Below are 25,520 nucleotides of genomic sequence, written 5' to 3' on the forward strand. Positions count from 1 at the left end.
TTTAGCAGGGGGATTCCTAAGCCTCACGACTTAGGTTTCTGTTTCTTCGCGGTTGCCCTTTAGACGTATGCCTATCAGGTCTTACACCTGCTCCACAGACTGCAACCGTGTGTCCCACGGCCAAAATGTTTTGAGCCGCATTCACATCTCGGTCGTGGTGTGCCCCACATTCAGGGCAGTCCCATTCCCGGACGTTCAGCGGCAGCTGCTCAACCACGTGACCACACTTTCCACAGCGTTTAGAACTGGGGAACCATTGGTCAATTTTTACCAGTGTCCGACCATACCACTGGGTTTTATAGTCCAATTGCCGTATCAGTTCACCCCATCCAGCATCGCTGATGGATCGGGCAAGCTGACGGTTCTTGACCATATTTTTCACAGCCAATGACTCGACCACAATCGTTTGGTTTTCACATACCAATCGAGTCGTCAACTTGTGCAAATGGTCTTTTCTGCAATCAGCGATCTTCTGTTGAATCTTGGCGACTTTCAGCCGCGCCTTATCCCAATTGCGAGAGCCTTTTTGCTTGCGACTCAAAGACTGCTGAGCCTTACGGAGTCGTTTGTAATGGCGGTCAAAGTGCTTGGGGTTGGCGACCTTTTCCCCTGTACTCAGGGTAACGAGACTGTTAAGTCCTGCATCCAAACCAACCGACTGGTTGACGGGTTGCAGTGTCAGGTCTCTGGGGTCGTCAAACCTCAGACTGACATACCACTGTCCAGCGGGGTTAAGCCGGACTGTAACGGTGGATGGCTCAACGCCTTCTGGCAATTGCCTAGACCATCTAATATTCAATGGCTCCAGACACTTTGCCAGAAACAATTTCCCGTCTTTCCACCTGAAAGCAGACTTGGTGAATTCTGCGCTGCCACCATGGCGTTTCTTTTTGAAGTTGGGATATTTCGCCCGACCCGCAAAGAAGTTGTTGAAGGCAGATTGCAGATGCCTCAAGGCCTGTTGCAACGGAACAGAGCTAACCTCATTCAAAAACTGGAGGTCATCTTGCTTCTTCCACTCGGTAAGCAAAACAGAGGTTTGGGTGTAATCAATTCTCTCCTGCCGTTCACGCCAAGCTTCTGTTCTCACTGCCAACGCTCGGTTATAAACCAACCGAACACAGCCCAACGTTTTCCGAAGCAGGGATTCCTGCTCGGTCGTCGGGTAGAAGCGGTAACTGAAAGCCTTTTCCATGCCTTAGATTGTAACAGTGAGTGTACTTGGCAGTCGTAGACTGCCGCTCCTATCCCTCCCCTTCCTAAAGGAAGGGGTCTCCCGGAGGTAACGATGAAGGTGCTGGAGCAAACAGACTATCGCTTGCGTTTGCAGGAACGGCCTTTGGCTCTTTGGCTTTTTGGCGGGCTGTTTTGTCTGGTTCCTGTTCTCATTTTGAGTGTCTTTCCTGTTGCTGACATTGAGTGTCAACGCCAAACGTTTCCCTATGAGTGTGTGGTCACCACCACGTCCTTTGTCACTCAAGAGCGGGTCAAAATTCCACTCTCGGTGCTGCGACAGGCAAAGTTGGAGGACTACATTGACAGTGAGGGCGATCGCATGTACCGGATCGTCCTTGAGGGTGTGGCTGACTCAATACCCTTGGGCATCGCCTCCTCAGATGCGGGCGATCGCGCCACCATCGTGGAGCAAATTAACCAGTTCTTAGCGAACCCCAACCAAATGCAACTGTCTGCTCGTGTGGACGATCGCTGGCTGATTCAGATAGTTGTAGGGGTGTTCTTTTTGGTGGGGGCGAGTCTGATTGCCTTGACTCCTGTCTTGACCCTCGATCTGGATCGCAGTAGTGGCACCTTGACGATTTTCCATGCCAATTTCTTCCGCCGAACTCACAAGGAATTGCGCCTGCGCGAGATTAGTGACATTACTATTGAAAGCTCCGTGGATTCCGAGGGCGATCGCCTGTATCGCGTCGTTGTTCACCTAGCCTCTGGCGAGAAAGTCCCGCTGCGGCACTACTACAGTAGTGGCTATAACAGCAAGAAAGAACTGGCCAATCACCTGCGTCAGTTTCTCTATCTGCCGCCCTACGACTAATTCTGGCGGTGCGCAGACTGGCTGTTGATTACACTGGAGATGATGGCATAATGCAGTCACGGTCAGTGGGATTCTGCCCTCAATTATCACTATGCAACCAACGGATCCAACAAAGTTTACTGATAAAGCATGGGAAGCCATTGTTAAGTCCCAAGATGTGGCACGGGAGTATCGCAGCCAATATCTAGAAACAGAGCACGTGATGATTGCTCTGCTGCGGGAGGAAGGTTTAGGCCAACTCATTCTTGAACGGGCGGATATTGACACTGAATGGGTACTCAAGCGGCTGATGGATTTTGCGAAGCAGCAGCCCCGTGTTCCCACAGGGAGTGAACTGTACTGTGGCCGTAGTTTGGACGCCCTTCTGGATGAAGCCAACCGCCTGCGCCAAGAGCATGAGGATCAGTTTATTTCGGTTGAGCATCTGCTGCTTGCCTTTGTCGGCGATCGCCGGATCGGTCAACGCCTCTTCCGCGCTTTGAATTGCGATCGCGAGCAGTTGGCGGCCACGGTTAAAGCCATTCGTGGTTCTCAAAAAGTCTTAGATCAAAACCCCGAAAATAAATACGCCGCCCTTGAAAAATACGGCCGCGATCTCACCGAAGCGGCACGCCAAGGCAAATTGGATCCCGTCATTGGCCGCGATGAGGAAATTCGCCGTGTCATTCAAGTCCTCTCCCGCCGCACCAAAAACAATCCCGTGCTGATTGGTGAACCCGGCGTTGGCAAAACAGCAATTGCCGAAGGTCTGGCGCAACGAATTATCAATGGCGATGTACCGGAATCTCTGAAAAATCGGCGGCTGATTTCCCTTGATCTCGGTAGTCTGGTGGCGGGTGCCAAATTTCGCGGCGACTTTGAAGACCGCCTCAAGGCCGTTCTCCACGAAGTAACCCATTCCGACGGTCAAATTGTTCTCTTTATTGATGAGCTGCACACCGTTGTCGGCGCCGGTGCCAATCAAAACTCCTCGATGGATGCCAGCAACTTGCTCAAACCCATGTTGGCGCGGGGTGAACTGCGCTGTATTGGTGCCACCACCCTAGACGAATACCGCAAGTATATTGAGAAGGATGCTGCCCTCGAGCGGCGTTTTCAGCAGGTGTATATTGGCCAGCCCAGTGTTGAGGATACGATCTCGATTTTGCGCGGCCTCAAGGATCGCTACGAAATTCACCACAACGTCAAAATTACTGATTCTGCCTTGGTGGCAGCCGCCACCCTTTCAGATCGCTACATTAGCGATCGCTTTTTGCCCGACAAGGCCATTGACCTCGTGGATGAAGCAGCAGCCAAGCTGAAAATGGAAATCACCACCAAGCCTGCTGAACTAGAAGCCCTTGAACGGCGCCTGCGGCAACTGGAGATGGAAAAACTCTCCCTCAAGCAGGAGGAAAGCCTACCCCTTAGCCAAGTGCCACTGCAAGCCACCCGCGATCGCCTGCAGCGCATTGAAGAGGAAATTGCCCAACTGCAACCACGGCAACAGGCCATGCAAGCCCGCTGGCAAGCAGAAAAAGACCTCCTAGAGCGCATCAACAGCCTCAAGGAAGAAGAAGACCAAGTGAAGTTGCAAATCGAGCAAGCAGAGCGCGACTATAACCTCAACAAAGCGGCTCAACTTAAATATGGTCGCCTCGAAACTCTACAACGCGAACTGGAGGCCACTGAAGCGCAACTCTTGGAACTTCAGGCCGAAGGTGGCACCTTTTTGCGCGATCAAGTTACCGAAGCCGATATTGCCGAAATTGTCTCCAAATGGACGGGAATTCCGCTGCAAAAACTCATGGCCTCAGAACGCCAAAAACTCCTGCAACTGGAACATGTCCTGCATCAGCGGGTAATTGGTCAAACCGATGCTGTGGCAGCCGTGGCCGCAGCGATTCGCCGAGCGCGAGCCGGCATGAAAGATCCTGCCCGTCCCATTGGTTCATTTCTCTTTATGGGGCCGACGGGAGTGGGCAAAACAGAACTCGCCCGTGCTCTTGCTGAAGCCCTCTTTGACGATGAAAATGCCCTTGTGCGCATTGATATGTCGGAGTACATGGAAAAACACGCCGTCTCCCGTATGATTGGCGCACCGCCAGGGTATGTGGGCTTTGACAGTGGCGGGCAACTAACGGAAGCGATTCGCCGTCGTCCCTATGCCGTAGTTCTCTTTGACGAGGTGGAAAAAGCCCATCCGGAAGTTTTTAATGTGCTTCTGCAGGTGCTGGATGATGGCCGCATTACTGATTCCCAAGGGCGGACGGTGGACTTCCGCAATACCGTGATCATCATGACTAGCAACTTGGGCAGCGAACATATTTTAGACTTAGCCGGCGATGACAGCCGCTACGAAGAAATGCGCCAACGGGTGCTTCAAAGTGCGCAAAAGTATTTTCGCCCTGAATTCCTCAATCGCATTGATGATTTGATTCTCTTCCATGGGCTAGGGCGGGCTGAACTGGCACAGATTGCCCAAATTCAACTGCGGCGGGTGGAGAGACTCCTTGCTGAGCAAAAAATTCGGCTGCGCCTCACTCCAGCAGCGCTGGATCATTTGGTGGCAGTCGGCTTTGATCCAGTCTATGGAGCACGTCCTCTGAAGCGTGCTATTCAACGGGAATTGGAGAACCCCCTCGCCGTGAAGATCCTTGAAGAGGTCTTTGCACCCGGCGATACGATTTTGGTAGATTTGGTCAATGGTGAGTTGACCTTTAGCGCTGCAAACCTCGCAGGGGCAGGCGATCGCGACACCGTCACTGCTTCCTAGGCTCTCTATCACCAACTTGGCAGGAAAGGCATGTGAAAGTTCTTACCATTTATCACAACAAGGGTGGTGTAGGGAAAACGACGATCGCTGTGAATTTGGCAGCTGCCCTTCGTTGTCGGGGCAAGCGGGTTTTAGTTATTGACATGGATTCTCAAGCCAATACAACCTTTGCCACCGGCTTAATGAGTTTCCTGTTTGAAGAGGAGGATACCCTGCGTGATGCCCATATCTTCCATGTGCTCAGATATGCAGAGGAGTATCCCATTGAAACCGTTGTGCGGAAATCCCAGTCTTTTAATCACCCGGAGATTGATGTTGTCCCTGCCCATATTGATTTAGTCAGCATTGAAACCCGTGATCTACTTAGAGAGATTGATGGGATTCATTTGCAACTCCTCATGAAGTTAGAAGCCATCAAAGAAGCCTATGACATTGTGATCATAGATGCACCGCCAGCTTGGGATCTCTACGCTGAAATTGCCCTGATTGCCTCGGACTATCTAATTATTCCCTCAGATTTTAAGCCCTTTGCCAATCAAGGCCTAAAGTACGTCCTGTCGTTTGTTAAAGATATTAACCGACGATTTGCAGATTTGCGGATAAGACTAGGTAAAAAAACCTTAGAGATTTTGGGAATCTTGCCCTCGAAAATTCATGGCAGCACTAGGAATTCAAAGAAGTTTATTGCTCTTCAAGAAGCAATTAGGGATAAGTATCCCCTCAAAATCCTAGAGACAATTATCACTGAGTGTGTTGATTTATCCAGTAGCCTCAATCGCGTGATTACCATTGGCGATAGTCAAATACCAGCACCTCAGTCCATTTTTCGCTTTAAGCCCAATTCAGATGCTGCCCGCGAATTTAATGATTTGGCCGATGAACTCCATTGGCTCACTCAAGTCTAAAAAGCAATGGTCAATAGTAAGCGTATTCAGTTAACGGCGATTGAACTGGGTTCTGAATCTCCTCCCCTAGATCAAGGGCGTGTCGAGCAATTGGCCAGTTCAATTCTCAAAGCAGGTATTTGTTTTCCACCGCTAGTGGTGCGGCGATTGGGCGATCGCTTGGCCTGTCATCGCTTCAAACTCTTGTCGGGTCATCGCCAGTATTATGCTGCCCAAAAAGCCAATCTTAAGGAAATTAATGCCCTTATTCTTGAGGAAAATGACCCGCCGGAAATAGAAGCTGCTATTCTCAGTCAAATTCAGCCCAATGCACCAGTATCTGAGGTTCCAGAAGAACAAAAAGAAGAAAAAGTAACCGAGCCTTCAGACCTTAACCAACCAGTCATCAACTCCAGCGAAGACCTGATCAAGAAACTCTACCAGCAAAATCAGCAGCTTCTTGCTCACAATGAGGCTATTCATCAGTCTCTCAAGCAGATGTGTGCCTATACTCAGCAGCTCTTAGCACAAAATCAGTCCATTTGCCAGTCTCTACAGGAAGTGCAAGCAGCCCTAGCAAATATCAATACCCAAATAGCGAGCGTCCCGACTTCACAAGTGCCACCGCCCACACCAACAGCAACGCTATCAGGCTCCTTGGAAGATCGCAACCAACCTCAGTTAAAAATACGCTTGATTAATCAAGGCTCTCAAGCTGAAATCAAACAGTGGCTTACAAATGCAGGAATCAGTGAAAAAAGCAGTGGAAAATATATCAAAAAGATTATTGAATATCGTGCTCAATCTCCCTTTCAGTCTCTCATTCATCTGAAAGAAATTTTGAAACTGAAGTCTCAGACCCTTACAAAACTCGAAAAGTGCCCTGTACCAGCAAGCTCGAGTTTTCCTCACTAGCCACTATCAGTTAACCATTGGCTACCAAATAATCCAGCTGTTGCTCCCACGGCAAGGGCGATCGCTGGATGCCATTTGCGGCGGATCATCACCCCAAGAGAAAAGACTAAGAACAAGCTGTTGACGGCGAGGCTGACGGGCTGATGGAGATGAACAATTGCAAGAGCAAGGTTACTGGCCGCTGACAACACCATACCCACCACCGCAAGATAATGAATTCCTGCTGCCTCAGCCAAATCCCAAAACGATGGCCACTATTGGCGTAGTGGGTCTAATTTTTACCTAGATTGAAGAAAAGAGAAGTAGAGATAGAGGAGATATAAAAGCGGCAGAAGAGGCTAGGAAACTACAAGAGTCTCTTACCAAAGTTACGTCGCGCAGTTTAAGTCAGGTGTTTTGGGGCGATAACACTTTTTAAGGATTAATTAGCCTTGTAGCTTCAGCTATCTTCCAGCACTTTCGGGTTCAGCGGTAAACTGTATCTCTACAGAGTCATTGACCTTCAGTCCTAATTCGGCGGCGCGGCCACCCGCCAGTTCTAAAACGGCATCCACTGGAACCCCGGACTCGTAGGTCGGGCAGGGGAGAGTTTTGCAGGGGGGAGCTTCGGGGGCGATCGCCACCACTTTACCCTCCCTGAGAAAAATCAAGTCGAGGGAAATGAGGCAATTTTTCATCCAGAAGCTGGCCACTTGGGGTGGCGACATTGGAAACAGCATGCCGCGATCAGGGGGCAATTCAGAACGAAACATCAAGCCCAACTGTTGCTGTGCTGGCGTGCGCGCCACTTCCAATTGAATCCAGGTGTCGTGAATGCGTGCCCTAGCAGTAATCGGTAGATACTGGGGAACCCCGCGAACCCTCTGAGGTGGGACATCCCCCTGGCCAAAGCTTTGACACCCCAGCAGCAACCCTAGGGTCACTAGTCCCAAAACCAACCCGCGTACCTTAGGCTTCACGGAGAACATATCCCACTCCTCGCACCGTATGGATGAGTCGTTTTTCGCCATCGGGTTCAATCTTCAACCGTAAATAGCGAATATAGACTTCAATGACGTTAGATTCTCCCAAAAAGTCATAGCCCCAGACATTTTCCAAAATTTGCTCACGAGTGAGGACTTCGCGGGGGTGCTCCATAAGAAACTTCAGCAGTTCATACTCTTTCATCGTCAGGTCGATCGTGCGCCCATTGCGCTCTGCCCGCCGCGTCAATAAATCAAGGGTCAAATTATCAAATCGCAACACCTCACTTTGGGTCACAGGGGGCTTCAAATACAACTGAATCATCTGGAGAAAGGGCTTGGGACTATAGGGCAGCAATAGGTAATCATCGGCACCCGACTCCAGCACAGCGACCCGATCTTCTAGGCGATCGCTCTCCAACATCAACAGAATCGGCAAGCTAATCTCCTGCTGACGCAACCGCTGGCACAACTCCATACTGTTGAGCCGCCCCAAATAGCGATCCATGATGATCAGGGCAGGTTGCCATTCTGCACAGGCCAAGTGGCATTCTTTTTCCGTCGTCGCAATTACGGGATCGTAGCCCGCTGCTTGGAGGTCTTGTCCCATCCGTTGCGACAAGTGGTTGTCGGCGCACACTAAAAGCAAACGTGCAGGGGGAGACATTAACTCCATTGAGACCATCCTCACTATGGGGATCTTACCTTTAGCTTATTCCCTGTGGGAAAATGATGAAGCTCACTCCACCAGCTGACGCGAGGTGGAGGTGTCAGTGCTAACCTGAAGATTGCGAATCCACAGATCACACAGACAAGCCCAGCTTTGAGGCAAGCTTCGGGAACGTTTGCCCAAAGACTCCTCACTGTCCTTTCGCCAAGTGAGCTGAAGAATTCCTCTGGCCGCAATGCTTTGACTCCCATTTAAGTCGCAGTTATACCGCTTGCCAGAGGGAAATTGTGCCAGAGCATGGTTTTTAGGATCGCGCGTCACCACCCCAGAACCGTCATAGGTCAGCTTGGACCTGTAGGCAGCCACCACATCCATCACCTGACCCCCCACCTCTTGCCACTTCTGCTCGGTGAAGGTGCGAATCATCCCCTTTAACCACCCGTGAAACCGTTGACGCAAGGTAGACCCTTTTCTACCGCCACTCGGCCTCCAGTCCGTCAGTCTCTCAAACACAATCGCTTGAGCATTGAATCGTTGGGCAATGTCCACGATTCGCTTCGAGACATGGTGAGCAATGTTCTAGTTGATATGGCGACATTTGCGATAGGTGTGAGAGCAGAACCCCTTGTGGAGCTTTCCACCTTTTCCCATCATTTTCCCTGCTCTGGTTGACACCGATTTCAGGCGCTTGTCTCTGCGGTCTATGTCTGTTCCGGGGTGAGATTACAGTACCGTCGAAGGTAACCACTGAAACCGTTGTTGTCGGGCTGCCGCTTTTCGGGATGACACTCAAACGGAACGGCGAGATGGCATTTGCGCCCATTGCAAATGAGGGAAGGGGATAGTTGTTTGTTGCTATCCACGGTATGCCGTTCTCTTCGTCCTGAAATCTGAACAGTTGTCCAGACCCAATCTTTGCCTGTGAATACCTTGAGTTCTACTTGGTCATACCCGTGCAGTCTGTAGCACTGTCCTCGGTACAACGTGGGGTAGTATCCCGTCTCCCCATTCAGGGTGGGGGGCTGGGCATCCCGACGGTAGTAGCTGGGGAACTTGTGAAACGTGCGGTCGCTTGGGTATTTCGGGTTGGGATTTTGGCGGATTGCATGCACCAGCCCTTCGACCGCAGGAATCACCTGCTGACTGTTTAAGCTGCCTATCTCCGACCAATGGGTCAACACGATTCCCATGAAATGCCGGCACAAGCGGCGATAAATCTTCACCGTTTCAGCCAAGAGGACACGCTGGTGTGCCGTTGGGTTCAGGCGCCATTGGTCCCCGTGCGAATGATGGGATTTCGAGTTAGCATAGAGTGATTATAGGAAGTATAGTGATTGCTTTGGCGCGCTTAGCGTCCATGATGAATCAATTGGCAACTCCGCTTCGCTCCCTTGCCGCGCCTTAACCCCCACCTGCTATGCGAGGATGAGGGAGTGCAGGCTAGTTTTGTTCAAAAATGCGCCCGTAGCTCAGCGGAATAGAGCACTCGCCTTCTAAGCGATTGGTCGTTGGTTCGAGTCCAACCGGGCGCGTCTGTGGTGACAGCCAACCTGCTATCGTTGATGGGGAGCGTATTGGAGTGCAAGAATCCTCGCAATGAGTCCTAAATATCGCCGCGTTTTGCTCAAATTGAGCGGTGAAGCCCTCATGGGCAACCTGAACTATGGCATTGATCCAAAGGTAGTTCAATCTTTTGCCAGCGAAATTGCTCAGGTGGTGCAAGCAGGGGTTCAGACTGCCATTGTGGTCGGTGGTGGCAATATCTTTCGCGGTATGAAAGGAGCTGCGGCTGGCATGGATCGGGCAACGGCAGACTACATCGGTATGATTGCCACTGTCATGAATGCCATGACCCTTCAGGACGCCCTCGAACAAATGAATGTGCCCACGCGCGTGCAAACTGCCATTGCCATGCAGGAGGTGGCTGAACCCTACATTCGCCGCCGTGCTATCCGACATCTGGAAAAGGGACGGGTGGTCATCTTTGGAGCAGGGTCAGGGAATCCCTTTTTTACCACGGATACCACCGCCGCCCTGCGTGCCGCCGAAATTGATGCTGAAGTGATTTTCAAAGCCACGAAAGTCGATGGTGTCTATGATGCAGATCCCCACAAAAATCCGAATGCGCGTCGCTACCGCAGTCTCACCTATACCCATGCCCTCACCCACAACTTGGCGGTGATGGACAGTACCGCGATCGCCCTGTGTAAAGATAATGATATCCCCATCATTGTGTTTAGTTTAGAAACGGCCGGTAATATCTACCGCGCCTTGACTGGGGAACCCATTGGTACGATGGTTGGAGGCTCCTGTGAAATTAGCTGATGTCGAAGAGCGGATGCAAAAATCCGTTGAAGCAACCCAGCATGACTTTAATAGCATTCGTACGGGTCGCGCCAACGCGGCTTTGTTGGATCGAATCATGGTGGACTACTACGGCACCGAAACCCCTCTGCGCTCTCTAGCCAATATCTCCACGCCCGATGCAACCACCATTTTGATCCAGCCCTACGATCGCTCAACGTTGGCGAGCATTGAAAAAGCCATTCAACTGTCGGACTTGGGTCTGACGCCCAGCAACGATGGCTCTACTATCCGCCTCAATATCCCCCCCTTAACCACGGAGCGACGCAAGGAACTGGTGAAAACCGCCGCCAAAATTGCTGAAGGGGGCAAAGTTGCCATTCGCAATATCCGCCGTGATGCCATTGACCACATTAAAAAGGAGGGTAAAGCCGGAGAACTGACTGAAGATGAAGTGAAGGACTTGCAAGAGAAAGTGCAAAAGCTCACGGACAAATACATCGGCAAAATTGATGCGCTTCTTGCCGAAAAAGAAAAAGACATTATGACGGTCTGACAGACGCGCCTGCCCTAAAGGGCGGGGATTTAGACCCCCATTTTTGATCAACTAGGTGCCGGGTAACTGGCGCAGCTCTGGACTCAAGTGCGATCGCTCGGCAAGGGCAAGGAGCAATGGCCCACGGGAGGTATATTCCACAATACTGACGCTGGCAACAGGAGCAGCAATGCGATCGCGAAACCGCCCCACATCAATACCAAGAAGCCCACAGAGCATAATCCGAATCGTTGCCTTGTGGGAGACAATTAGCACATTGCCGTCGGGATACTCCCGCTCAATTTCTAAGAGAACGGCATTACTGCGGTAGTAGATGTCAATCCCCCGCTCACCCCCCGTGGGGGCATTCCAGCCCGGATCCGCCAGCCAGCGCACATAGTCATCGTGGAACTTGGCATTCACCTCTTCCGGGGAAAGGCCTTCCCACTGACCATAGTAAATTTCCCGCAGACCATCGCGAACCTGCATCGGCAGACCCACGCGATCGCACAAAAACTGTGCCGTGGTTCGAGTGCGCAACGTTGGACTGACAAAGACTGCCTGCCAAGGCAACTGAGCATAGTGTTCGGCAAAGGCTTCAGCCATCGCTAGACCAGCCTCTGTCAAGGGTGGATCTAGTTCTCCACAGTAGGCATTGGCGCGACTAAAGCTCGTTTGCCCGTGGCGCAAGAAATAGAGTGTCAAGACCACAACCTTCACCCCATACCGCTAGGGGCAGCATAGTCGAGGGGCACAAAGCTCGTCAACGCTGAGTTGTGTCCAATACACTCAATGTAACGCCTTGGTAATAATGCCCCAAAATTTGGTCGTAGGTGTAGCCCTGCAATGCCATACCGTAGGCACCCCATTGACTCATGCCCAAGCCATGGCCGTGACCCCGCCCGGTAATCGTAAAGGCCACTGGTACACTTTGCCCCGTTTGACTCGCTACATTGCCGTACTCTGGGGTGATTGTCAGCAGCGTACTGTGCAGCCCCAACACGCGCCGTAGTTCACTGCCTGAAATCGTACGACTACCCGCCGTGCCCACCACTTCCACTGCCATGACTCGCCCTTGGGGGGTCAATTGCAAGGGGCGAAAGCCAACGATGGTACCAATCCCAGGGAGGCGTTGTTGCAGTTGTGCTGCGGTGAAACGCACCGTCCACTGAAAGTTGGGGGAGACTTGGTCAAAGTCAGGGGTACCGCGCAGGTAGGGAACGGGATTTTGCCAAACGTGCTCTGCATTTTCGGTGTGTCCCCCTGAGGAGGCATGGAAGACGGCTTCAATGATTTGGCCATTGTAGGTGAGCACTTGACCGCGTGTGGCGTCAACGGCAGCTAGGGTATTGGCGGTTTCTGAACTTACTCCCGGATACACCTGATGGGTGACGGTGGCACCGACATCAAAAAGACTCCCAGGACGGCGACGCTCGCGATCGCGCCGAAAGAGGACAAAGGAACGGGAGGCCACTGCTTGGGCTTTCAGGGCTTCCAGCGGCCAAGAGGGATACATCTCCTTGCCCACGACGCTGGGCAGATAGTCCTCTACATCCACAAGGTTGATGGCAATAATGCCCTCACTGGTACTCACCAATTGCAGCCGCCCCCGATACCAGCGATCGCCCACGCGGACGAGGCCGTTGTTTCGAGGCTCTAGAACAATTTGCCGCCCACGGAGTCCCCCTGCTTGCAGGCCAACCCCTGTAAAGACAGCCGTAACACTCTGTTGCGGTGCCAGTGTCAACACCCGACCGGCCTCATCCCGTAACTGGCCCGGCGTTGAGCTACTAATCGTAACTTGACGGACTCGTTCTAGCACCGCGACCCGCAATTCCACTGCTGCGGCTGTCAGTTGGAGCAGCAGGCTGATCAAGCAGCCGAGACCCACCGACTGCGACAGAAGACGCCAACGCACAATGAGGTAAAGCATGTTTTACTCCTCAGGTAGGCGGCAATGGTGACGATGCCTAGCGGTGCTCGCGCAGACCACTCCAACCAATGGTAATAAAGCCCACTGCCAAGAGAAAACTACGAATTCCTACCCTTAGACGATTCACAAAGGCTTCCTGTTGCGCCCGATTCACCGCTTCCTGTTGTTGGCTGCGAATGCGCTCTCGTGCCTGACCTGCTTGTTTATCTAGGGCTTGGGGGTCTTTTTGTAACTGCTCGAGAATGGTTCGTTGATCGGGCGGGAGTTGATTGCTCTTGAGGAGTTGCTCCAGTTGACCGCTACTGGCCAGTTGTTTGATTTGTTGTTGTTCCTGATCAACGCGAATTTCGGCTTGGGCTGCCTCTTGATTGATTTGGTTGACTGCCTGCTCCGTAATTTGCCCTGTAATTGATAGATAGAGCGGAATGCCTAACAGGCACAATAAGCCAAGTAGGCTGGAGAGAACAAAGACCCAAAATCGCCAATCCTTGAGGGCAGGTTCTCCCGGCTCCGGCTGCGTCGCACTCCCAGAGACCGCTTGAATCCAAAAGCCAGTGTAGATAAAGACAAACCCAATCAAGGGGGTGGCACCGCGCTCAATGAATTGGTTGACGACCGTGAGTTGCCACTGGCTGTTATTGAACTGGGGAGTAATAAAGAGAATGCCCCACTCGACCAGAAAGGTGAGGAGTAGGATGATTCCCACCAGTTTCAGGAACTGAGCCGCCAAGGGGACAGGTCGCTTGGTTGATTTTGAAGCGGTCATGGACTGTGAGTGACTCGTCAACTACTGCATCAACCTTACTGGATTTTGGTGCCGTTGATTCATCTTGGGCGCATGGACTCCCCTGTGGCGCTGCTATCTTTGGCTACCGCAACCTTGGTATACTCCAATTGTGCATGGCGTTGATGCGGCTGGGCTGCTTCCCCCCAGTATTGCTCGTTCGCCATCCCTTTGCGCATTGAGGCACAACAAATCCATGATCATTGTGGCAGTCTTAGCGGCAGGACGAGGCACACGGATGAAATCCTCACTGCCCAAAGTTCTTCATCCCCTCGGCGGACGATCCCTAGTGGGCTGGGTTTTGCACCAAGTTCAATCTCTGCAACCGCAACGGCAGTTTGTGATCATTGGCTATGGGGGAGACGCTGTCCGTGCCGCGCTAGCTGATCAGCCCCACGTGGAATTTGTCGAGCAGCGGGAACAACTGGGAACGGGTCATGCTGTACAGCAGCTTTTACCCCACCTCAAGGACTATGAAGGCCATCTTTTGGTGCTCAATGGCGATGTGCCCCTCTTGCGTGGGGAGACACTGGCAAAGTTGCTCGAAGTCCACCAGAAACACAACAATGCGGCTACGATTTTAACAGCCCAAATTCCCAACCCCCAGGGCTATGGTCGTGTGATTTGTGACAGTCAGAATATCTTGAAGCAAATTATTGAAGATCGTGACTGCACCACAGCCCAAAAGCAAAACCGCCGCATCAATGCTGGGGTGTATTGTTTCCACTGGCCGCAACTGGCTGCTGTGTTGCCCTATCTCCAATCCAACAATGATCAGCAGGAATACTACCTCACCGATGCTGTCAATGCCCTCAGTCCTGTGATGGCGGTGGACGTGGAAGACTATGAGGAAATTTTGGGAGTCAACGATCGCGTTCAGTTAGCGGCGGCTTACCAAGTTCTGCAAAATCGGATTAAAAAAGCGTGGATGCAGGCGGGGGTGACCCTGATTGATCCTGCAAGTACCACCATTGAAGACACCGTGGAGTTGGCACCCGATGTGGTGATTGAACCGCAAACCCACTTGCGCGGGCACACCCGTATTGGCAGTGGCAGTATCATTGGACCTAGCACTTTGATTGAAAACAGTGTCATTGGTGAACGGGTGACGGCTCGCTATGCCGTGATTACCGACAGTGAGATTGGCAGTGATACTCAAGTGGGCCCTTTTGCCCACATCCGGCAGCAAAGTGTGGTTGCTGAGCACTGCCGCATTGGTAACTTTGTCGAGCTAAAAAAAGCGCAGTTGGGCAGTGACACCAAGGCCTCTCATCTGTCCTACTTAGGTGATGCCACCTTGGGCGATCGCGTCAATATCGGGGCAGGAACCATTACCGCCAACTATGATGGCGTCCGCAAGCACCCCACCCATATCGGTAGCGGCACCAAGACCGGTGCCAACAGTGTTTTAGTGGCTCCGGTGACCCTCGGCGAAAATGTTACGGTGGCAGCGGGTTCGACGGTCACAAAAGATGTACCGGATAATGCCCTTGTCATTGCCCGCTGTCGTCAAGTAGTTAAACCGAACTGGCACCCCCAAGCCTAGCCCGCCCCACAGCAGGGTTCAATGCCCAGCCGCCGCAGGAGCAGATCACTCACCGCATTGGCGACTGCAAACTCGCTATAGAAGCTTTGGGAAAAATCAAACTCTTGCAGCTCCGTGACGAGTGCCAAGAGAATGCCCCCCAGATCATGCTCCCCTTCCAGCCGCTGACGGCGGTACACTTGGGCGGCCCGCTGAGCGATCGCCAGATTCACAGCTTCTGGTAAATACTCGGTATTGAGCCAATCGAGAAGAGCCGCCTCCAACCATGCCGCATCCGCAGTGCAGTCACCACAGGGGGGAAGCTGAATCGGCGGAATGGGGGTACTCATGGCAGAGTCCTAAACTCGTCTGAATGAGTTCATCTTATAACCTTAAGAAAATAATGGGCGATACTGGATTCGAACCAGTGACCCCTTCCGTGTGAAGGAAGTGCGCTACCACTGTGCTAATCGCCCTAGTTCAGACGATTTTTAATCATATCTTGGTTTGCAGGCTTTTGTAAATCGCTCAGACGAGGCTGTGGCAAATTTCATCAAAGGCCTCAGCGGGATCCGCTGCTTGTAAAATCGGACGGCCAATCACAAGGTAAGATGCGCCGGCAGCAAAGGCCGCTTTAGGCGTGAGCGATCGCGCTTGATCCCCTGTGGCGGTACCAAGGGGGCGAATCCCCGGACAAATGCGCAGGAAGGCGTCTCCCCAGCGTTGTTTCACCCGTGCAGCCTCCTGAGGGGAGCAGACAATGCCCGCTAGTCCGGCCTGATGGGCGAGATCAGCCATACGCTCGACATAGGTGGTGGGATCAAGGGGGATCTGGAGTTCCTGCTGGAGGGTGTCTGCGTCAATGCTGGTGAGTAGGGTCACCCCAATGAGTTGAGTGGTGCTTTCCCCTAGGGCAGCCTGAGCGCTTTTTAGACCCGCTAGCCCCGTTGCGGCATGGATGGTCACAAAGTCCACCCCATAGGGGGCGATCGCCCGTGCGGCTGCTGCTACCGTATTGGGAATATCGTGGAGCTTCAAATCGAGAAAGATACGCTTTCCCTGATCCTTGAGCACATCAAGAATAATCGGCCCACTGGCACAAAAGAGTTCTAGCCCCACTTTCCAAAATTGCACTTGGGGCAGGGTATGAATGGTGGCGATCGCCACCTCCAGATTGGGCACATCCAAAGCCACAATAATTTTGCTGGCAACAGCGTCTTGAGAATCAAACAAGTTTATTTGGTCTCCTCACCCACTGAACATTCCTAAACAGGGCGGCGCACACAGCGCAACAACCACAGCGCCACAATAATACCCGTCAACTGAGCCGCAATCGTATTCACCTTCGCCTGAATCACAAAAATCTCCAACGGCTCAATCAGCACATTTGTCGCATAGACTGCTGCCCCTTGGGGAATTGACAGCACCTTGAGCAACAACATCCCCACATTCCACTCTGCGGCTGCTACGGTAAAAATCATGCCCGCGATATTTACCCAAAGACCAATATTCAAACTGCGAATTACATGCTCCTTAGTCGGGCGTTTTGCCGGTTGATCTAACCGTCGTCCCAGTTGTGGATAGCGATAGCAGCAGTAAATACTCACGCCTAAAAACACCAAACCAATAATCGCCAGCACTAACCCCAAGGTGGGACTATTCATGCCGTTGGCTGGCCGATTGATATTAAATTGGCGACTAAAGATGACAATAATGACGATCAAAAGTGAGACAAAGCCTAGGACCACCTGTGTCCAAAAGCCAATCCAGCCAAAGCGTCGCAGTTCACGGCCAAGACGGTGCAGGGGTTGGGTGGTACCTCGATGGGATGGCGGCGGAGCATTACCGGGAAGACGTTCCATGGTTCGGTGAGGAAGGGGGCTTAGGCTCGATCATAGCGAACGGCTGTCGGGTGCCGTCAAATAGGAACACCAATCGCTCCAACTACCGGCGTAGAGCTTAGTTTGATCAAGGCCAGCGATCGCCAGCCCCAAAATATCCACACAGGCCGTCACCCCCGATCCACAATAGACAATGATTTGCTCAGCCTCCGCAATAGGCTGCCAGTGGGCTTGCAGGTCGGCAACCGATTTAAGGCGCCCCTGCTCATCGGAGATGGCCTGCCATGGATAGTTCACCGCTCCGGGAATATGACCTGCCACAGGATCAATCGGTTCAATTTCACCGCGATAGCGCCGAGGTTCACGGGCATCCACAATCACTGTCTGGGGGTCGGCTTGAGCCGCCAGCACCGCAGCACGATCTACCACCCACTCCGGATGAGGGTGGGGCTTGAAGTTCCCCTGTCGCGGCGAGGGCACCTCAGGGGTGGTTGGATACCCGGCTTCAACATAGGCACGATAGCCTCCATCGAGCACCGCCACGCGATCGTGACCCAACCAGCGCAGGAGCCACCAGCAGCGAGCCGCATAGGCAAACCGCGAATCATCATAGGCCACCACCAGCGTTTGCGGGGTAACCCCCATTTGATTCAGCCGTGCTGCCAACTTCTCTGGATCAGGTAGGGGATGACGCCCGCCATGTTCTTGCCGAGGACTGGAGAGATCCTGCTCTAGGTCGAGATAGTAGGCTCCTGGAATGTGTCCTTGAGCATACTCCCGTTGGCCGCGTCTGGTGTCCATGAGGTCAAAGCGGCAATCCACAATCACCACTGTGGGATCTGCCAAATGGTCAGCCAACCAAGACGCCGTTACGGCATAGGGGGTCATAGGAGCTTAGGCGCGCCATTTCACTTTGGGCAGAATATGATTGACATCCACCCGGTCTTTGTACTTGATGGCAAAGTTCAGTAGGGAGTCAAGGAGCGAATCCGACAGATAGTGGGGTTGCAGTCCCAAATCCAGCAATTTTGTGTTTTTGGCGTTGAAGTAGTGCTCTTCTTTCTCAACACGGGGATTTTCGAGGTGTTGAATTTCCACCTTGAGGCCGAGGGCTTTACCCGCTTCTTGCACTTTGTGGGCAAGGTCACCGACACTAAACTGTTCTGTGAACTGGTTGAGAACGCGGAACTCACCCGGTGCTGCGGGGTTGTTAACGGCCAATTCAATGCAGCGAACCGTATCGCGAATATCTAGGAATCCACGGGTTTGCCCCCCCTTGCCATAGACGGTGAGGGGATGACCAATGGCGGCTTGAATGCAGAAGCGGTTGAGGGCAGTACCAAAGATACTGTCGTAGTCCAAGCGGTTGATCAACAGTTCATCCATGCCCGTTTCTTCGGTAAGCACCCCATAGACCACCCCTTGGTTCAAATCGGTGGCTCGCAAGCCCCAAATGCGGCAGGCAAAGTGGATGTTGTGGCTATCGTGAACTTTACTGAGGTGATAGAAACTCCCCGGCTGCTTGGGATAGGGCAGGGTATCTTTGCGACCATTGTGCTCAATCGTGATGTAGCCTTCTTCAATGTCAATGTTGGGGGTGCCGTATTCACCCATCGTGCCTAGTTTTACAAGGTGGCAGTCAGGGTTGTGGGTATGGATGGCGTACAGCAGGTTGAGGGTGCCGACAACGTTATTGACTTGGGTGAGGACAGCGTGTTCACGATCAATCATGGAGTAGGGGGCGGAGCGCTGTTCGCCAAAGTGGACGATCGCCTCAGGCTGAAACTCGAGCATGGCGCGCTCAAGGAAGTGATAGTTGCAAATATCGCCAATGTAGAGACCAATTTTCTTGCCGGTCAGATCTTGCCAACGTTGCAGACGATGCTGAATGGGCGCGATCGGTGTGAGGGTCTCCACACAGAGTTCGGCATCCCAGTGGCGCCGAATCAGGCTATCCAAAATCGCAACATCATGGCCACGATTTGAAAGGTAGAGGGCTGTTGCCCAGCCGCAATAACCATCACCGCCAATTACGAGGACTCTCATGCTAACCGCGCTGAAATCGATAACTACTCCGCCAGCTATTAGATGGCTTCCATACCACGTTACCAGTAATCGGGACGCCGTTGATCCACTGGTTTAGAATTCGGCAGGAGAATCAGGGACACTCGTTTCTCTTTCTAAGAGGATATGCAATTTAACAATTTGCCCCGCTAATTCAATTTGCACCACATCCCCAGAGAGAAAGTCCAAAGCCTCCAATAGCGCCTGTAATTGCGGGGTGCTGGCACCCGATTCTTGGTAGAGGAGATCGCTCAAATGGCTGACGCGCTGCCATGTGGTATAGAGGCGAGCAATGGCGCTTTCCAGTTGGGCGGCCTGCTGCAGGAGATCGGCAACGGTTTGGAGTTGCTCAAGGCGCTGGGCTTCGATCAGGACTTGTTCCAAATCCACAGGGTGGGCGTTGAGGGCTTGAATCTGGGGGGCAGCCTCCAGATAGCGGCTGAGTTGGCGAGCCGTCGCCGTGACTTCCTTAACTGTATCCACACTGGGATCACTGGCTAGGACTTGGGAGAGTTCCTGTTGCTGCTGGGGAGGAAGTTTTTCTAATTCTTTGACTAAGGGGGCGACGTAGCGGGGGGCAAGAGTGCGATCGCTGGCCTTTTGCCGCACCACTGGCGGTAAGAGATCAGAGTGCAGGGCAGTCCATTCCTCTTGCAGTTGGCGTACTTCACGGTGGGTAATGCGATCGCCCCCTGCCGCTGCTTGGGTAATCAGGGCTTGCACCTCAGGATCTGCTGCGGCGGTTTCCAAAAAGGCGCGTTTACTAAAACGAGAAATGGCTTCGGGAGGCAGAGGACGTTCCTTGAGCAATTCATCGGCACGATCTGCCAACTGAATCAAATCATAGGCACGGCGTTTACTAATCTCCTGTTCTTGGAGCCACTGTTGGAAGCCTATCCCTCGTTCATCTCCTTGACGGCGATAGCGATCGCGCACCGCTCGCAAAATTTGTCCCCGCCAGATCTCCGTTTGCAGGTCAAAGCGCTCACACACCTGCCATGCTTGGCGTACCTGTTGGAGAAATTCCTCTTCCGAAAGGGGCGTATCCGCCGCAGGAATGGGCAAAACAAAATCAGGCGTTGGCTCCATCGGTCGGAGAAAAGCACAGCTTCAGCAGTATAGCCTATCCCAAACAGTAGAGATAACCATCCCGCATTGTCAGTGCTTAGGATCGAACTATCGCGTTGACGGGAACTCTGATGAACACAGTATTGGAGCCAGCGGTCACATACCTCACTCCGGAAGCTTACTTAGCTCAAGAAGTGGTGGCAACGGAGCGCCATGAGTATCGCCAAGGAGAACTTTACACCATGCCCGGGGGCAGCGTTAATCATAATGAGTTGGTTCGTTCCTTAACTGTTCTGTTGAGTTTGGCACTCAAGGGACAGCCCTACCGCGTCTTTGTCACAGATCAACGTCTGTGGATTCCGGAAACCCAGTCATACTACTATCCTGATGTCATGGTGACGCCGAAGCCGGTGCCATTGGTGGAGGGACGCAACGATGTGGTGATGCACCCGATCTTCATTGCTGAGGTTTTATCGCCTTCGACGGCAGATCGCGATCGCGGGACAAAATTTTTCGACTATCGCCAGATTCCGACCCTTCAAGAATATCTGCTCATCAGCCAAGAGCGCCCCTGTGTTGAACAATATGTGCGGCAAGCTGAACATCAATGGTTGCTCACAATTTGGCAAGATATTACGCAGGAACTGCCAGTGCCCTCGTTACAGACTTCCTTAAAACTCAGTGATCTCTATGCGGACGTTGAGTTAGCTGAGTCCTAAAAAAGAATTCCTTGACCTCCCTCTATGCCTTACCCCCTCCGCCACCCCATTCTGCTGGAAAACAAGTACACCCAGTTGCTGGTGGCGCAAATTTTGCTGCTACTCGTGCCGACAATGGTTCAGGGGGCAATACCCTCTATTTTAGCCTTTATCATTTTGGTTTCGAGTGTGGTTGCCTTCACACTGCGCACGTTTGAGGTGCGGTTTCATCACTTAGCTTGGTTTATTGTTGGTACATTTTTGGTTGGTTTTTTGGAATTTATCCTTGTGCTCTTTGCCATTGACTACCAGCAGCTCTCGCTCTTCATCAATGGTTTTCATCTCATCATTACTGTAATGGCTGTTGTTTTCATTTTGGGTCGCATCTTTAGCGCCAATATGATTACGGGGGACTCCATTCGTGGGGGGATTTGTGTGTACTTTTTGGTGGGGTATTCTTTTTTCTTTGTTTATAGAATCTTATCGGACTATGTGCCAACAAGCTTTTCGCGGCCAGCACACCTCGATCATTTGTTTAGTCTGCTGTATTGTAGCTTTACAACCCTCACGAGCGTAGGCTATGGCGATATTACTCCCACAACTCCTTTAGCGATGGCGATCGCCAACTTGGAAGCAATTTTTGGCCAGATGTATTCGGCAATTGTCATGGCGCGGCTTGTCAGTCAATATCTGAATAGTCGTTCTGCTCACCCCCACTAAGTCTCGACCAATGCCCATGACTGCTGTAACTGCTGATGCCTCCCTTCGTTTTGGCCTAATCATTGTCGAGGGAGAAGATGTTGTACGCCTTGGCCTCTGGACGGGCATTCAGCAGCAGTTGGGGATTGAACCATTGGTGTTTCACGATAGCCATGGCTTGATGACGTATCTTGCAAACACCCCCCTAGACAAGGAACACGATCCTTGGATTGTTCTCTGCGACGCCCAGCTGACCGTGAATGATGCCGCCACACCTTGGCTGTGGCAATGGCTAAAACAGCACTATCCTACTGTGCGAGTGATTCTTACGGTACGCCCTGCGGCTTTGGAACTCGTCCCTTTGGCACAACAGGTGGGTGTAGAGGGCATTTACTACCGCAATACAGCGCTCGGTGATCTGTTGCGGGGAATTCTGGCCATTGCCCAAGGGGAAATCGTTCATGCCGTAACCCTCCCCCCACCCCCTTTGAGTGTGCTCTTTCCTAATCCTTGGGATCGCTGGCGGTATCGGGTATTGCACCAAGGAATGGCGGAAATGGAGGCGTGGTTGCAGGCTTTGGATCAGCATCTCGGTCGGGCGAGCCTATCGCCTCTGGAACGCCTAGTGTGTGAAGGTCGGCATCGGGAAATTCGAGCCGCCCGCTGGTTGGTATCGCGCTTTCTGCCTCAACCCCGTCACGTTCCCGCTGCGCCGCTGGTTGCCCCTGCCCCTCCCCAAGTGGAAATCATTTCCCAACTGGTGGATCGCTGCTTGCAGCGGATGCAATCGGATCTACTAAACCTGACCAGCCGGCCTTTGGAGCTAGAGGTGCTGACCCTAAAGCAGCGACAGGAACTGCTCTACACCATTTTGCGGCAGTGGGATCTCTTGGTGCGCACATTGCAAGCCATACCACCGAGTATGGAGTTTTTGCAGCAACGGCGCGATCGCCTGCTCTTTGATCTTTGGGAACAAAGCCTGCGGGAGTTTTTTCGTCCCTATCGTTTTATCTTGGGGAGTGACTCCGACCTCATTGAGCAACTGCTCAGCGAAAGGGAGACTGTGACCACTGTCTATCTCAAGCCTATCCCCTTCGTGGCGGAAATACTGGCCCACTTGTTGAGCCAACAGCCGCTTGTGATTCATCAGCAAAGCTATCGCTATAGCACGGCTGCCGCCTTAGAAATCCTTGATGCTCTCCTTGATCATTGGTTACTCACCGTTGCCAATGGCATTGTCTATCCCCTGCTGAATCGTTGCTGCTACAGCGAGATTGTCCAACAAACGTTTTTTCAGCCACACTATGCCTCAATGCGGGAAATGGAACGCTTTCGCAACGCCCTCTCTTGGCATTACCGCTGGCAGCGCTGGGTCAAGGAACCCCAAAACATCTTTGAAAGTCGGTTGGTCTTGCTGCGACTCACGGAGCGGGGGATTCAGGAACTGGCACTAACGGTGCCCCGTCAACAGGAGCTACTGGAATTGGAGGGAATTCCCTACGCACTGACTTTGGCCCTTGAGGCTCGCGATGCCTTGGCTCCCCCTGTACGAGCCGTGGTGGCCTGGGTGGGTAAGGGGGTTGTGTATCTGCTGACGCAGGTGATTGGTCGCGGCTTGGGACTCATTGGTCGCGGCATTTTGCAGGGGATTGGTCAATCCGTTGGCAGTGGCTGGAGTCGCTCGGAAGCCTCCAAAAGCTCATCCAAGCCTGAGGGCATGAAATATTAAACGACTCTTAACCTTGGGACAACCTTGCACCAAAGAGCACTGTGTTAGAATCTGACCGAGGAAAGCTACCTCTTCATTTTGGGTAAGAGGGGCGATGAGGTGCGCTAGAGCCTCTGTAGGAAAGTCTGATAGCTCAGCTTGCCTGCGGATGCATAATTCTAGCAACCATCTCAGTAGGATCAATGATTGAGAAACCTGTCTTAGAGATCAACCCTCTCAGACAACTTCATTGAGGAGTGAAGGAGTAAAACGTTATGTCCCGCATTTTTCCGGGCTGGGTTTTGACCTCGCCTGTTTTATTGTTAGGTGTGTTTGCAGGTGGGGCTACAGCAGCCGATACCTCTTTGACCAACTTCAGTGCCACTCAGTTCCAAACTCCAACGACGGGGGCTGAATCTTTAAGTACACTGCCCAACAGCCCAGCCCTGATTGCTCAAAACCGCCGCAGCAGCATGTCCACCCCTTCGGTGGCGGAACTCGAAGCAGGGGGTAGCCCTAGCCCAACTGCAAGCATGGGTCAAGTGACCTCTGTTAGCCAACTCTCGGATGTGCGCCCCACCGACTGGGCCTACCAAGCCCTTGCTTCGCTGGTGGAGAAATATGGCTGTATTGCTGGCTATCCCGATGGCACCTTCCGTGGGAATCGGGCTGCTACCCGTTACGAAATGGCTGCAGCTCTCAATGCCTGCTTGGATGTGATTAGTGACCGCTTTGCCACCAAAGAAGACCTCGAAAAACTGCGGCGACTGATGCAGGAATTTGCCAAGGAACTTGCCGTCATCAAAGGCCGCGTCACCAACCTCGAAGGCCGCGTCGCCAACCTCGAAGCCACTCAATTTGCCACCCTCACCAAACTCAACGCCACGATTATCTTCAACGTCTCCGATATTCTGACGAACGATCAGGCAGTGGCAGTGGGTGCTGCTCTTCCTGTACCGCGGCCTGAAATTAACGACAACACTGTTGTTAACAACCGCGTCCGTCTGAACCTCGATACCAGCTTCTACGGCAAAGACCGTCTGCGGTTGCGTTTGCAAGCTGCAAACATTCAAAATTATGCTGGATTGATGGGCACCAACATGGGGCGCCTTGGCTACGATGGTGATAGTGGTAACCAATTTGAACTGCAAAAAGCATTCTACAGCTTCCCTGTCACGAGTCGTGGTCAGATGATCCTCGACTTTAGGGGCGGGGAGTTTAACGACAACTTTAACAACTTCAACCCCTTCCTCCAGTCCAGTGATACGGGCGCCCTGTCTCGCTTTGGTCGCTTCAACCCCATCTACCGCGCAGGAAACGCTGCCAACGCTGCGGGTGTGAGCTTCAAATACGACATCCTGCAAAACAAGGAGCGCGGCACCGGCGTCACCCTCAATGTGGGCTACTTAGCACCTAATGCTAGCAATCCCCAGCAGAATGCTGCCAATCCGGCTGGCTTTAACAATGCTGTTGGCAATACTAATGGTTTCTTTGACGGAGCGTATGCTGCCTTAGCACAGCTGGACGTGCGTCCAGTAAAAAATTTAGCTCTGGGCGTGACCTATGTGCACTCCTTTGGCTTAGATCCCTTTGGTGGAACTGGTAGTACAGGTAATTTCTCTGCTGCTAATCCTACTCGTACTGGTTTTGCAAATAGTACTGCCGATTCTTTTGGCTTCCAGTTTACCTACCGCCCGATCAAGCAATTCAATATTGCTGGTTGGGTTGGCTACTCTAGTGTCGATGCCGTTCAAAACCAAGCAGATTATCCAACACGAGCGGAAAGTGCAGAGGTGCTGAACTGGGCGGTGACGTTTGCTGCTCCTGACCTATGGAACAAAGGGGATGTTTTAGGCCTTATCTTTGGCCAACCTCCTCAGGTGATTAGCCTAAGTAACACATTTAATGGTGGTGTTCCCGGTCCTTTACCGCCAGTAGGTGCTGGTGCTTCATCTCGCACTGCGTTTAACTCCTATCACCTAGAGGGCTTCTACCGCTTTGCGGTGAATCGCAATATCTCGATTACGCCGGGTGTGATTGCGATCTTTAACCCCAACAGCAACTCAGTCAATGACCCCATCGTGGTTGGCGCTGTGCGGACAACGTTTAGCTTCTAAATCCG

General features: G+C 52.4%; 26 protein-coding genes and 2 tRNA genes. 12 read left to right on the forward strand and 16 right to left on the reverse strand.

Translation table 11 applies throughout. The features are described 5' to 3' along the window. Positions 1 to 16: 16 nt before the first annotated feature. On the reverse strand, positions 17 to 1,195 hold the full coding sequence (locus NBE99_RS09335; protein WP_250681814.1) for a transposase: 1,179 nt from the start codon (positions 1,193 to 1,195) through the stop codon (positions 17 to 19). Between the two features lie 93 nt (positions 1,196 to 1,288). On the opposite strand from NBE99_RS09335, the gene NBE99_RS09340 reads away from it, so the two are divergent. The 4 genes from NBE99_RS09340 to NBE99_RS09355 all read left to right on the forward strand — a co-directional run bounded on the left by NBE99_RS09340 (position 1,289) and on the right by NBE99_RS09355 (position 6,607). Further along, a complete protein-coding gene (locus NBE99_RS09340) occupies positions 1,289 to 2,053 on the forward strand; it encodes a hypothetical protein (RefSeq protein WP_250681815.1) in 765 nt (254 codons plus the stop codon). A gap of 91 nt (positions 2,054 to 2,144) precedes the next feature. Beyond that, positions 2,145 to 4,808, forward strand: coding sequence for an ATP-dependent chaperone ClpB (gene clpB / locus NBE99_RS09345; RefSeq protein WP_250681816.1), 2,664 nt, complete (start codon positions 2,145 to 2,147; stop codon positions 4,806 to 4,808). Positions 4,809 to 4,840: 32 nt separating this feature from the next. Then, entirely contained in the window at positions 4,841 to 5,713 is an 873-nt protein-coding gene (locus tag NBE99_RS09350) for a ParA family protein (protein WP_250681817.1), read from the forward strand. A gap of 90 nt (positions 5,714 to 5,803) precedes the next feature. Then, positions 5,804 to 6,607 carry a ParB N-terminal domain-containing protein gene (locus NBE99_RS09355; RefSeq protein WP_399370417.1) on the forward strand — a complete coding sequence of 268 codons (804 nt, stop codon included), beginning with the start codon at positions 5,804 to 5,806 and terminating at the stop codon, positions 6,605 to 6,607. Here the strand turns inward: NBE99_RS09355 and NBE99_RS09360 are convergent. The 5 genes from NBE99_RS09360 to NBE99_RS09380 all read right to left on the reverse strand — a co-directional run bounded on the left by NBE99_RS09360 (position 6,604) and on the right by NBE99_RS09380 (position 9,429). Then, entirely contained in the window at positions 6,604 to 6,801 is a 198-nt protein-coding gene (locus NBE99_RS09360; protein ID WP_250681819.1) for a hypothetical protein, read from the reverse strand. The genes NBE99_RS09355 and NBE99_RS09360 overlap by 4 nt on opposite strands. Before the next feature lie 249 nt (positions 6,802 to 7,050). Beyond that, the gene (locus NBE99_RS09365) at positions 7,051 to 7,575 is read right to left on the reverse strand and encodes a DUF192 domain-containing protein (protein WP_250681820.1); all 525 of its coding nucleotides are present in this window, start codon (positions 7,573 to 7,575) and stop codon (positions 7,051 to 7,053) included. After that, complete coding sequence (nblR, locus tag NBE99_RS09370) at positions 7,556 to 8,245, reverse strand: response regulator transcription factor NblR (RefSeq protein WP_250681821.1); 690 nt, start codon at positions 8,243 to 8,245, stop codon at positions 7,556 to 7,558. The genes NBE99_RS09365 and nblR overlap by 20 nt, the downstream gene beginning before the upstream one ends. A 63-nt stretch (positions 8,246 to 8,308) precedes the next feature. Continuing rightward, positions 8,309 to 8,788, reverse strand: a complete 480-nt coding sequence (locus tag NBE99_RS09375; protein ID WP_250681822.1) for a hypothetical protein — start codon at positions 8,786 to 8,788, stop codon at positions 8,309 to 8,311. 152 nt (positions 8,789 to 8,940) lie between these two features. Continuing rightward, positions 8,941 to 9,429 (reverse strand): hypothetical protein, encoded by a 489-nt coding sequence (locus NBE99_RS09380; RefSeq protein WP_250681823.1) that lies wholly within the window; start codon positions 9,427 to 9,429, stop codon positions 8,941 to 8,943. A 268-nt stretch (positions 9,430 to 9,697) separates the two neighbouring features. Between NBE99_RS09380 and NBE99_RS09385 the strand changes: the two genes are divergently transcribed. The 3 genes from NBE99_RS09385 (at position 9,698) to frr (ending at position 11,099) form a co-directional block, all read left to right on the forward strand. Then, positions 9,698 to 9,771 (forward strand) — tRNA-Arg (locus NBE99_RS09385). 64 nt (positions 9,772 to 9,835) lie between these two features. Continuing rightward, positions 9,836 to 10,564, forward strand: coding sequence for a UMP kinase (gene pyrH / locus NBE99_RS09390; RefSeq protein WP_250681824.1), 729 nt, complete (start codon positions 9,836 to 9,838; stop codon positions 10,562 to 10,564). Beyond that, positions 10,551 to 11,099, forward strand: coding sequence for a ribosome recycling factor (gene frr / locus NBE99_RS09395; protein WP_250681825.1), 549 nt, complete (start codon positions 10,551 to 10,553; stop codon positions 11,097 to 11,099). The genes pyrH and frr overlap by 14 nt, the downstream gene beginning before the upstream one ends. Before the next feature lie 51 nt (positions 11,100 to 11,150). Here frr and NBE99_RS09400 read toward each other — a convergent pair whose 3' ends face one another. Genes NBE99_RS09400 through NBE99_RS09410 form a run of 3 tightly spaced genes read right to left on the reverse strand, consistent with a single transcriptional unit; the run spans position 11,151 to position 13,777 of the window. Further along, a complete protein-coding gene (locus NBE99_RS09400; protein ID WP_250681826.1) occupies positions 11,151 to 11,789 on the reverse strand; it encodes a histidine phosphatase family protein in 639 nt (212 codons plus the stop codon). Positions 11,790 to 11,841: 52 nt separating this feature from the next. Next, the gene (locus NBE99_RS09405; protein WP_250681827.1) at positions 11,842 to 13,011 is read right to left on the reverse strand and encodes a SpoIID/LytB domain-containing protein; all 1,170 of its coding nucleotides are present in this window, start codon (positions 13,009 to 13,011) and stop codon (positions 11,842 to 11,844) included. Between the two features lie 37 nt (positions 13,012 to 13,048). Next, positions 13,049 to 13,777 (reverse strand): HpsJ family protein, encoded by a 729-nt coding sequence (locus tag NBE99_RS09410; RefSeq protein WP_250681828.1) that lies wholly within the window; start codon positions 13,775 to 13,777, stop codon positions 13,049 to 13,051. Between the two features lie 214 nt (positions 13,778 to 13,991). Here NBE99_RS09410 and glmU point away from each other — a divergent pair, with 214 nt between their 5' ends. Then, positions 13,992 to 15,341 carry a bifunctional UDP-N-acetylglucosamine diphosphorylase/glucosamine-1-phosphate N-acetyltransferase GlmU gene (gene glmU, locus NBE99_RS09415; protein WP_250681829.1) on the forward strand — a complete coding sequence of 450 codons (1,350 nt, stop codon included), beginning with the start codon at positions 13,992 to 13,994 and terminating at the stop codon, positions 15,339 to 15,341. Here glmU and NBE99_RS09420 read toward each other — a convergent pair. The 7 genes from NBE99_RS09420 to NBE99_RS09450 all read right to left on the reverse strand — a co-directional run bounded on the left by NBE99_RS09420 (position 15,338) and on the right by NBE99_RS09450 (position 20,314). Then, the gene (locus NBE99_RS09420; protein WP_250681830.1) at positions 15,338 to 15,670 is read right to left on the reverse strand and encodes a hypothetical protein; all 333 of its coding nucleotides are present in this window, start codon (positions 15,668 to 15,670) and stop codon (positions 15,338 to 15,340) included. The two genes, glmU and NBE99_RS09420, sit on opposite strands and share 4 nt — an antisense overlap. Before the next feature lie 54 nt (positions 15,671 to 15,724). Beyond that, positions 15,725 to 15,796, reverse strand: a tRNA-Val gene (locus NBE99_RS09425). A 52-nt stretch (positions 15,797 to 15,848) separates the two neighbouring features. Next, entirely contained in the window at positions 15,849 to 16,553 is a 705-nt protein-coding gene (pyrF, locus tag NBE99_RS09430; RefSeq protein WP_250681831.1) for an orotidine-5'-phosphate decarboxylase, read from the reverse strand. Between the two features lie 32 nt (positions 16,554 to 16,585). After that, entirely contained in the window at positions 16,586 to 17,182 is a 597-nt protein-coding gene (locus NBE99_RS09435; RefSeq protein ID WP_250681832.1) for a DUF3611 family protein, read from the reverse strand. A 30-nt stretch (positions 17,183 to 17,212) separates the two neighbouring features. Continuing rightward, complete coding sequence (locus NBE99_RS09440; protein WP_250681833.1) at positions 17,213 to 18,049, reverse strand: sulfurtransferase; 837 nt, start codon at positions 18,047 to 18,049, stop codon at positions 17,213 to 17,215. Positions 18,050 to 18,055: 6 nt separating this feature from the next. Further along, positions 18,056 to 19,207, reverse strand: a complete 1,152-nt coding sequence (locus NBE99_RS09445; protein ID WP_250681834.1) for an NAD-dependent epimerase/dehydratase family protein — start codon at positions 19,205 to 19,207, stop codon at positions 18,056 to 18,058. A gap of 93 nt (positions 19,208 to 19,300) precedes the next feature. Beyond that, positions 19,301 to 20,314: a hypothetical protein gene (locus tag NBE99_RS09450; RefSeq protein WP_250681835.1), complete on the reverse strand. Its 1,014-nt coding sequence runs from the start codon at positions 20,312 to 20,314 to the stop codon at positions 19,301 to 19,303. Between the two features lie 110 nt (positions 20,315 to 20,424). Between NBE99_RS09450 and NBE99_RS09455 the strand changes: the two genes are divergently transcribed. The 4 genes from NBE99_RS09455 (at position 20,425) to NBE99_RS09470 (ending at position 25,515) form a co-directional block, all read left to right on the forward strand. Further along, entirely contained in the window at positions 20,425 to 21,012 is a 588-nt protein-coding gene (locus NBE99_RS09455; protein WP_250681836.1) for a Uma2 family endonuclease, read from the forward strand. 24 nt (positions 21,013 to 21,036) lie between these two features. Beyond that, the gene (locus NBE99_RS09460; RefSeq protein ID WP_250681837.1) at positions 21,037 to 21,711 is read left to right on the forward strand and encodes a potassium channel family protein; all 675 of its coding nucleotides are present in this window, start codon (positions 21,037 to 21,039) and stop codon (positions 21,709 to 21,711) included. Between the two features lie 16 nt (positions 21,712 to 21,727). Next, the gene (locus NBE99_RS09465) at positions 21,728 to 23,419 is read left to right on the forward strand and encodes a DUF3685 domain-containing protein (protein ID WP_250681838.1); all 1,692 of its coding nucleotides are present in this window, start codon (positions 21,728 to 21,730) and stop codon (positions 23,417 to 23,419) included. 254 nt (positions 23,420 to 23,673) lie between these two features. Beyond that, positions 23,674 to 25,515 carry an iron uptake porin gene (locus NBE99_RS09470; protein ID WP_250681839.1) on the forward strand — a complete coding sequence of 614 codons (1,842 nt, stop codon included), beginning with the start codon at positions 23,674 to 23,676 and terminating at the stop codon, positions 25,513 to 25,515. The last annotated feature ends 5 nt before the right edge of the window (positions 25,516 to 25,520 follow it).

The organism is Thermosynechococcus sp. HN-54 (assembly GCF_023650955.1).
Taxonomy (GTDB): Bacteria; Cyanobacteriota; Cyanobacteriia; order Thermosynechococcales; family Thermosynechococcaceae; genus Thermosynechococcus.

Excerpts from the sequence above, each read along its gene's own strand:
- pyrH (WP_250681824.1), top strand. The coding sequence starts at position 9,836 with ATGAGTCCTAAATATCGCCGCGTTTTGCTCAAATTGAGCGGTGAAGCC.
- NBE99_RS09420 (WP_250681830.1), bottom strand. The coding sequence starts at position 15,670 with ATGAGTACCCCCATTCCGCCGATTCAGCTTCCCCCCTGTGGTGACTGC.
- NBE99_RS09470 (WP_250681839.1), top strand. The coding sequence starts at position 23,674 with ATGTCCCGCATTTTTCCGGGCTGGGTTTTGACCTCGCCTGTTTTATTG.
- NBE99_RS09340 (WP_250681815.1), top strand. The coding sequence starts at position 1,289 with ATGAAGGTGCTGGAGCAAACAGACTATCGCTTGCGTTTGCAGGAACGG.
- NBE99_RS09335 (WP_250681814.1), bottom strand. The coding sequence starts at position 1,195 with ATGGAAAAGGCTTTCAGTTACCGCTTCTACCCGACGACCGAGCAGGAA.
- NBE99_RS09450 (WP_250681835.1), bottom strand. The coding sequence starts at position 20,314 with ATGGAGCCAACGCCTGATTTTGTTTTGCCCATTCCTGCGGCGGATACG.
- clpB (WP_250681816.1), top strand. The coding sequence starts at position 2,145 with ATGCAACCAACGGATCCAACAAAGTTTACTGATAAAGCATGGGAAGCC.
- NBE99_RS09410 (WP_250681828.1), bottom strand. The coding sequence starts at position 13,777 with ATGACCGCTTCAAAATCAACCAAGCGACCTGTCCCCTTGGCGGCTCAG.
- NBE99_RS09380 (WP_250681823.1), bottom strand. The coding sequence starts at position 9,429 with ATGGGAATCGTGTTGACCCATTGGTCGGAGATAGGCAGCTTAAACAGT.
- NBE99_RS09460 (WP_250681837.1), top strand. The coding sequence starts at position 21,037 with ATGCCTTACCCCCTCCGCCACCCCATTCTGCTGGAAAACAAGTACACC.
- NBE99_RS09455 (WP_250681836.1), top strand. The coding sequence starts at position 20,425 with ATGAACACAGTATTGGAGCCAGCGGTCACATACCTCACTCCGGAAGCT.
- NBE99_RS09405 (WP_250681827.1), bottom strand. The coding sequence starts at position 13,011 with ATGCTTTACCTCATTGTGCGTTGGCGTCTTCTGTCGCAGTCGGTGGGT.
- NBE99_RS09465 (WP_250681838.1), top strand. The coding sequence starts at position 21,728 with ATGACTGCTGTAACTGCTGATGCCTCCCTTCGTTTTGGCCTAATCATT.
- NBE99_RS09435 (WP_250681832.1), bottom strand. The coding sequence starts at position 17,182 with ATGGAACGTCTTCCCGGTAATGCTCCGCCGCCATCCCATCGAGGTACC.
- NBE99_RS09445 (WP_250681834.1), bottom strand. The coding sequence starts at position 19,207 with ATGAGAGTCCTCGTAATTGGCGGTGATGGTTATTGCGGCTGGGCAACA.
- nblR (WP_250681821.1), bottom strand. The coding sequence starts at position 8,245 with ATGGAGTTAATGTCTCCCCCTGCACGTTTGCTTTTAGTGTGCGCCGAC.
- NBE99_RS09365 (WP_250681820.1), bottom strand. The coding sequence starts at position 7,575 with ATGTTCTCCGTGAAGCCTAAGGTACGCGGGTTGGTTTTGGGACTAGTG.
- NBE99_RS09440 (WP_250681833.1), bottom strand. The coding sequence starts at position 18,049 with ATGACCCCCTATGCCGTAACGGCGTCTTGGTTGGCTGACCATTTGGCA.
- glmU (WP_250681829.1), top strand. The coding sequence starts at position 13,992 with ATGATCATTGTGGCAGTCTTAGCGGCAGGACGAGGCACACGGATGAAA.
- NBE99_RS09360 (WP_250681819.1), bottom strand. The coding sequence starts at position 6,801 with ATGGTGTTGTCAGCGGCCAGTAACCTTGCTCTTGCAATTGTTCATCTC.